Below are 6,469 nucleotides of genomic sequence, written 5' to 3'. Positions count from 1 at the left end.
AGAGTTAAGTGTTTGTTTTTCATTGTCGGTTACCAACTTGTCCCATAGTAAGTTCTACCTTATTTCTTTGTCTCATTCCAGTTTCCAGTTTTTAAGACAGACTAGAACTTACTTTGGGAATTTACTGTGTTGTACCAGTCGGCCCTGATTTGGACTGGACACTTGAAAACTAAAGAAAAATGTGTTATACTTTGAGTGCTTAAAAGTTCAAAGAGATAAGCGCATAAAGAAAACACCCAAGGTGGCCGCCGTGGGTGTTTTTTTGTGCTTGCTCAAGGCACGCAGGCTATTGTTTGTATTTGTCGCATTTGTCCGCTAATCGGATTAGCCATTCCGAAATCACGTTTGCTAATATGGATACTAACAAGGGTAGCAGGACAAGTTCAAAGAGTATACGCATAAAGTCTCACCTCCCAACCTGCGCTGTTTAGTGATTGCGACTTAGATATTATACCATAAAATGAGTAAATCGTGCTATTATAAACAAGTTATCATCCACTAATGAAACAACAATTAAATAGCTCCTACAGATTTTTTCCACGATTATCAGAAAATCAGTTCCAAGAATAACTGGTTTGCTCCCTCACCTTCACGTATGATATAATGGTTCAGATTTTTAGAAAAGGAGAATTTTATGTCTGAAATAAAGGCAAAACGTGTATCCAACTATGAATTGTTTTATGATTTGGTCTTTGTATTAGCCACTTCCTCACTGACGGGCTTGCTGCATGGGGACCACATCGGTTTTAAGGAGATTGTCACCTTTATCATCGCCAATCTGATTATTATGACCTTGTGGATGAATGAGACCATTTATCTGAATAAGTATGGCGAACGAGATTTTCTGGATATTTTCACCATTATTCCATCCATGTATCTGATTGGTAACATGTCACTCAACTTCAGCAATGATTTTGAAAAAACAGCTCTGCCCTTCAATGCCTTTCTGACCTTGTCATACGTTTTGATTTTCGTGCAATATTACCTAAGAGGTCGACGGATTGGCTTTAATGAGGACATCAAGGCAACCTTGCAGATGCTGGCGACATACATTGCGTCCTTTGCAATTGCAACCTTGTTGGTCATCTTCAAGCTATGGACCAATGATGAACGGATGCTGATTGTCTATATTATTCCCTTCTTGATTTCCTTCTTCTTCCAAAAGAGAATGAGTCATGACCCCATCAACTTCCCACACATGGTGGAACGTTGCCAGCTGATTACCATTATCACTTTCGGTGAGACCGTCATCGCTATTATCAAAAATTACCCGCTTCTAGAACTTCCTTTGGAAGGAATCCTCCTCTTCTTCGCAATGGCGACTCTGTTCATCTTCTATATTTCTCAGACCTATCTCACTATCGACCATCACCGCAAGGCAGATGCGACTGTTCTGCTATACGCTCACTTGGTGATTGTTCTTAGCTTGAATTTCTTCACAGTGGCAATGGAGCTTTTCTCTAGTCATCATAATGATTTGGCCTTGCCCATGCTGATTGTAGGAAACCTTATCTTCTATAGTGGTATCCTTTCGACCTCCTTCTATAATCAACAAGTCCATCAAGTTGGCAGGAGAGGGCTGTTCATCTATGCTCTCATTTTACTAATTGAAAATGTTGCCTTATTGCTGGATGGTCATTCAAATATCCTACTATTTGTTATCTTAAACCTGCTCTCACACGCTATGATTGCCTATCATGTTATTCGCTTCCGCAAAGCCAACCACAGTTTGTTGGGAGAAGATATATAATCATTCAGTTTATTACAGTAAAAGAACAAAAAAAAGCAAGGAGACTTCCTAATTCAAAGCCTTCTTGCTTTTTATTATAACTGTATCTAACTATTTCAAAAATAGGTTAAAATCTCCCTTATATGTAGCCCATTCGGAAGTTAGGAATTCTTTTTTTAGCTGATAATGAACAGGTGCTTGTTGTTCTGTCAAGAATGGGTGAATATACTTATCAAGCTCCAGCCAGCCTTGCCAACCGATGTGAATCGTATCTTGCATAAAATAATCTATCCCCCCCTGCTCCGACAAATCAGCAATATGATTAAAACCTTGACTGGTCAACTGGTACTTAATCTTTGCTACTGTTGCCCGATACATATCTTTATTGAGACCAGTGTAGTTCATCCAACGTTCATTAACCGGGGGAATTACAAATAGCACATCAGTCTGATGTTTAGCAAATTCATTCAAAACCAGCTGAAAATCATTGTACTCCGGTGATTGCAGATAAGATATTTTTGTCTGGGATTGTTTAAGTTTTTTGATTTTTGACTGAAGACGATTTCTATAAAACCTATCATCAATTTGGAAATCATTTGATTGAGTAGAACGACTCCCGTCCTCATTAGCCACTTTACTCAAGCGGTCATAGGAAAAAGGCTCTGGAAGTTTCATCGCTTCCGTTTCTACCAATCCTAAATTACTACCAGAATCAGCAAAGCGACTAAATAAGGCATCTTGCTTTTCTAATAAATAGGCTTGCCAGGTCAACTGCTCTCTATCCCATTTCGACAATTCCTTACCACTAGCTACTTTTTGAAACATTCCTGTCAAACTACAGTCTGATTTAAGCTCTAAGAAACGCTTTGCTGCATATCTATCATAGTCATCCCCAGCACTTGTTTGCAGAAAATGAGTGGCTTGATCACTACTAAAATATTGTTCAAATGCCTTAGATGATGCCCCTTTGGGTGAAAACCATTGAGGAGAAACAACATAGATAGCCTGACTATTCTTTAAATGTGCCCCAATCTGTTGCATGCCAAAATATTGTGTCAGCGAAGCTGCACCACGTTGTCCTAACAAATAGGGAGTATACTCTCTCTGATAAGCATCTGCCAACACTGATGGATGCATACTATCAAAACGCGACCACTCACTTGACCCAAAGAAAGGAACAAAACGATGATTTTTGTCTCCCAGAGCCCTATTTTTCTTATATTTGCTCTTAAAACTAATATAAGACAATGCTACTGCATCTTGTTTTTCTTCTTTGAAATTTGGCCGAGAAGCACTCGGGAAAAACAACAACGTGAGAATAACTAAAAACGTTGCACAAATCACAGGCCCAAAAATCTGCCACAATTGCTTACGCATGCATCAACTCCACAACACCAGAAATGATTTTGTTAGCTGTATTCCAATCTTCACGACCAAACTCTGAAACTGGAACTGTAATATTAAAACGACTTTCTAACTCCACAATAAGTTCTACAGTCCCCATACTATCTAAAACACCCGCATCAAATAGGTCTTCATCCATCATTTCAGATACATCTTCCATAAATAATTCTTCGATAATATTCAATATTGTTTCTTTTACATCCATTTTATATTCCTTTCTACGATTCATACAATCGTTACCTATTGTCTACTTGAACCACAATTTATCTAAAAATCCTGAAAATATCAAGAAAGAGAACATGACCGTATGGAAGGTCACAAACATACCAGCGAAACTCGTCCAACGATTATCCGGAAGTGGTTCTTGCCCAGCTTTTTTTCGAGCTAAATTAATTGATTTCTTCTTACGAATCCAAGCATCATTGATGATCAATCCCAAAGCATGAAAGAGACCATATGCAATATAATACCATGTTACACCATGCCACAAGCCCATCAAGAGCATATTTAACAGATAGGCAACATTGGATACCGTATTTCGATTTTTGAAAACCTTATGTTTCAACAAAGTCTTAACCAGACGCATGAAGACGAAATCACGGAACCAAAAAGATAAGCTGATATGCCATCGATTCCAAAATTCCTTAAGATCACGCGATTTGAACGGTTGATCAAAGTTAATTGGGCAGCGAATACCCATAAGATTGGAAATACCTATAGCAAACATGGAATAGCCTGCAAAGTCAAAGAATAATTCAAAACCATAGAGATACATAACTCCAATAGTAGGTAAGTTAAACCATCCACCTTGATCCAAGGCTACTGCCTTTAAAGGCTCCAGTAAAGTATGCCCGATAAAATAGGCTAGAATAAACTTATATAAGAAGCCCATCATAATATAATGCACAGTCTGATCGAGCATATTTAATAACTCAGTTCGCTCAGGAATTTGTTTGTAATCTTCCGTAAACCGTCTATAACGATCAATAGGGCCACTCGAAATAGTTGGCATAAATAGCAAAAATCGCAAAAAACTTCCCAAACTAAATTCCGTTAGTAAACCGTCCCGCATTTCAATCACCATTCCGACCGACCGAAACGTTAAATAAGAAATACCTAAAAAACCGAAAATTGCCCCATGCTGACTAAAAGTCGGTGCCAACTTTACCCAAGTCAACGGAAAAACAGCTAAACACACGATTAAATAGAAGACCCAGCTTTGATTTGCCCGTTGACGATAATGCTTGTAGAAAAAAATCAACATTGTCTGCCAAATAATATAGGCCAATAAAGACAGCAATTGCATTGTCTTTGTACCTGTAAACATCAAGACAATGAAGGCTAAACTAACACCTGTTTCATACAAGGGGAAACGTTTTTTAAAAAAGAGTCCTATAAAAATTGGTACTAGCGCCAAGACTAGATAGAAAAAGTACAATGGATTTCCATAAGGCTCTAACTGAGGTAGCTGTTTGAAAAACTCCATCATTGAGCATTCACCTCAGCGATCAACCCCTTAATATCAATCTTCCCATTTGCAGTCAAAGGAAGACTGTCTCGATAAATAAACTTCGAAGGCATCATATAATCCATCATCCGTTCTTTTAACTCCTGCTTGATGACCTTGGTTAACTTCAACTCTCGATCGAACTGCTCCATAATCCCTGCTTTAGGGACAACATAAGCTAACAGATTTTGCACTTTATGGTCAGCATTATAACGTGGAACAGCCACCGCAGCCTCAATATAGGTTGATTTATTTAAGTGTTGGGCAACTTCTTCCAACTCGATACGATAACCATTATATTTAATTTGGAAATCCATACGTCCGCCATAGAGTAACAGACCTTCATCTGTCATCACACCCAAATCCCCAGTATGATAGGCCTGTAAGCCGTCAAACTGGAAAAATGCCGCCTCGGTTCTCTCAGGATTATTCAAATATCCTTTAGAGACAGCAGGACCTGATACAACGATTTCCCCCTGTTGACCATTCGGTACTACTTGACCATCCTCACCCAAAATAAAAGTTGGCGAGTCTGGTTTGGTATAACCAATCGGCAAACGTTTATAATTCACCAGCATCTCATCAGTGATGGCAACTGCTGATAAGGCGACTGTAGCTTCGGTCGGTCCATAAGCGTTAACAATCACAGCTTTTGGAAAACGTTCGCGGAGCTTCTGAGCTGTTTTTACAGTTAACTCCTCTCCGTCAAAATAGAAATGCGTCAAATCTGGTAAATGTTCCCCATCAAACTCACGAGATAGCAAGGCCATATCTACAAATGATGGTGTCGAAGTCCAAATCTTAAATGGCAAAGTTTGAATAGCTGCAAATAAGGTCTTAAAATCCAAAGTCAACTCTTTCGGTAGAGCAAATAAGGTCCCACCAAGGGCAAGCGTCGGAGCCCAATACATAACCGACAAGTCAAACGAATAGGAAGGTTGAGCCAACATTTGTGGTCGCTCTGGCAGCGCAAACTCTTTATCACTTATCATCCAGTTAGTAAAGCTGAGCAAATTGTCATGCGAAATTTGCACCCCTTTTGGTTTACCCGTCGTCCCAGAAGTGAAGATAATATAGTAGGTATCATCTCCGCTTACAGGATGCATCAACTGATAAGTCGATTTCTTCTCAAAAATGGCTTCAACTTCAGACAAACCAAGCACTGGCAAACTTGTCTCTAGCGGAAAGTCTGCTACCGCAAACACCAAACTCGGCTCTGCTATTTCCAGAATGGCTTCAATCCGATCCAAAGCAGAATGACTATCTACAGGGATATACGGATGACCAGCCTTGGTTAAGGCAACAAAGATTGCCAACATCTGGTACTCCTGTCCGCCAAAAACAAGAACAGGAGAGTTTGCTGGTAAATCCAAACTATCAATATGGGCTGCTAAAGAATCTGAATCTGCCTTTAAATCCCCATAACTATACAACTGTCCTAGATAATGGTAAACAGGGTAGTCAGGATTTTCTGTTGCAAAATGCTCTACCCGCTCTAACATGCTGCTAATCATTTTTATACTCTCCTCTTTAAAACTCATTATAGATAAATCCTCCCTGTCCAATGTCTAAATAACTATACAGATACAAAAGTAGTAACAATATAAAAAAATAGAACAGGGTTCTACAGATAAATCGTACAACTGGATGTTGCATGTTCTATCTCCTTCCATCTCTTATTCCTGCGAATTGCTTTAAATACAATGTCTAGTCAATCTTGACTTACTTCGAACTCATTCCATTCATTAAATGATTAATTTTAAATCAACCTATATTTTACCATAATTTTGTCAATTTATTTCTTTTTTCACTAAAAAATACAAGAATAT

6 protein-coding genes are annotated in these 6,469 nt (G+C 38.7%); 1 reads left to right on the top strand and 5 read right to left on the bottom strand.

Annotated elements, in window-relative coordinates:
- Positions 1-634: 634 nt before the first annotated feature.
- Positions 635-1,750, top strand: coding sequence for a low temperature requirement protein A (locus ODU50_RS08285; protein ID WP_105153417.1), 1,116 nt, complete (start codon positions 635-637; stop codon positions 1,748-1,750).
- Positions 1,751-1,840: 90 nt separating this feature from the next.
- Here the strand turns inward: ODU50_RS08285 and dltD are convergent, their stop codons facing one another.
- From dltD to dltX, 5 genes are read right to left on the bottom strand one after another with little or no spacing between them, the layout of a single operon-like run.
- Positions 1,841-3,106, bottom strand: coding sequence for a D-alanyl-lipoteichoic acid biosynthesis protein DltD (gene dltD / locus ODU50_RS08280; protein WP_105153416.1), 1,266 nt, complete (start codon positions 3,104-3,106; stop codon positions 1,841-1,843).
- Positions 3,099-3,338: a D-alanine--poly(phosphoribitol) ligase subunit DltC gene (gene dltC / locus ODU50_RS08275; RefSeq protein ID WP_002937198.1), complete on the bottom strand. Its 240-nt coding sequence runs from the start codon at positions 3,336-3,338 to the stop codon at positions 3,099-3,101. Before dltC ends, dltD begins: the two co-directional genes overlap by 8 nt.
- 42 nt (positions 3,339-3,380) lie before the next feature.
- The gene (gene dltB, locus ODU50_RS08270; protein WP_011922177.1) at positions 3,381-4,622 is read right to left on the bottom strand and encodes a D-alanyl-lipoteichoic acid biosynthesis protein DltB; all 1,242 of its coding nucleotides are present in this window, start codon (positions 4,620-4,622) and stop codon (positions 3,381-3,383) included.
- Positions 4,619-6,154 (bottom strand): D-alanine--poly(phosphoribitol) ligase subunit DltA, encoded by a 1,536-nt coding sequence (dltA, locus tag ODU50_RS08265; protein ID WP_105153415.1) that lies wholly within the window; start codon positions 6,152-6,154, stop codon positions 4,619-4,621. The genes dltB and dltA overlap by 4 nt, the downstream gene beginning before the upstream one ends.
- Positions 6,155-6,170: 16 nt before the next feature.
- The gene (gene dltX / locus ODU50_RS08260) at positions 6,171-6,296 is read right to left on the bottom strand and encodes a teichoic acid D-Ala incorporation-associated protein DltX (protein WP_002937209.1); all 126 of its coding nucleotides are present in this window, start codon (positions 6,294-6,296) and stop codon (positions 6,171-6,173) included.
- Positions 6,297-6,469: the final 173 nt, after the last annotated feature.

Origin of the sequence: Streptococcus sp. 2020WUSS084 (genome assembly GCF_044427445.1) — a bacterium.
Lineage (GTDB): Bacteria > Bacillota > Bacilli > Lactobacillales > Streptococcaceae > Streptococcus > Streptococcus suis.
This window is presented reverse-complemented; position numbering and strand designations above follow the sequence as displayed.